Source organism: Streptomyces sp. Ru72 (assembly GCF_002920635.1).
Taxonomy (GTDB): Bacteria; Actinomycetota; Actinomycetes; order Streptomycetales; family Streptomycetaceae; genus Streptomyces.
The window spans coordinates 1-1012 of the sequence record NZ_PQSR01000237.1 but is presented as its reverse complement, the minus strand read 5'-3'; the positions used below and the strand labels follow the sequence as shown (position 1 = coordinate 1012).

Annotated in this window: 1 protein-coding gene; it reads left to right on the top strand. The window is 65.3% G+C overall.

Annotation, left to right across the window (positions count from 1 at the left end; translation table 11 throughout):
- Positions 1–339: 339 nt before the first annotated feature.
- Positions 340–1012 (top strand): zinc-ribbon domain-containing protein (locus tag C3488_RS39660; protein ID WP_181139391.1); only part of this gene is annotated, 673 nt, incomplete at its 3' end.

Here is a 1012-nt window from a genome sequence, read left to right as displayed (position 1 = left end):
TGATGTTGTAGAGGTCCGCCGGCTCCGCCTGGCCGGATACGAGGTCTACCGCTTCGGCGGCTGGGAGCTCACCGCGTCGGGCGGCGAGCAGCTCCTCACGGACTTTTTTATCGACCTCCTCGCACGACAAGCGAAGCCAGCGCTGCACAGGGCACGTAACACGGCCCCTGCATGCTGATCTGCGTAACGGCAGCCCGTCGTCTGCCATGCTGCAGCGCACGTCGACCCTGCCCATGACCGATTGCGGCGCAGGTAGCGCCGGCAGGCGGCACGGCATCAACTGGCGATGTCGGGTGCGAACAAAGCGCACTGTCAGTGCCAGGTGCTACACCCTTAGTCATGAGTGATGTACCAGCATGCTCGGAGGGGCTGGCCAGCCCGCATCCCCGGCAAGGCGATCCGGCAGAGGAGGCGGTACCGCAGGAACGGTCGGCAGCGATCCGCTGGTTGCTAGACAGAGAGCGGGCTCTGGCCGACGCCTTCCTCCGGGAAGGTCAGCAGCAGCTTCCTGTGGACGGCGAATACTCCGTCTGGCGTCAGGCGCAGCAGCGACGACTAGGCCAAGAGCGGCAGCGCTGGTTGCAGCTGCTGACTGAGGCGGGCGTGCCCGCTTGGTGGCAGGGCAGTAGGTCGCTCGCCTATCTGCGCCCCGACCTCGCAGACGAGTACGACTGGGGACACATCGAAAATCCTGTGGGGCTGCCACTGACAGGATCAGTCGTGGCAGTGCAGAGTGTGTGGTGGCGGTGTCTGCGCGATGACAGCCATCGGTGGAAGACATCGGTCTACAACCGGCACGTTCAAGGAACCGGGTGCCCTCGGTGCGGCAAGAGGGGCGTCTCACGACGAGAACAGGAAATTTTCACGGCATTGCAGACACGTCTGCCCGGCCTTCAAAGCCCCGGGTCCGTTGCGCGCCACGCGTCATCTACGGTCGAGGGGAAGCGGCGGCTACGGTCGTGGCGAGTAGACATGCTGCTGCCCGGCAGCCCGCCCGTCGCCGTAGAGTACG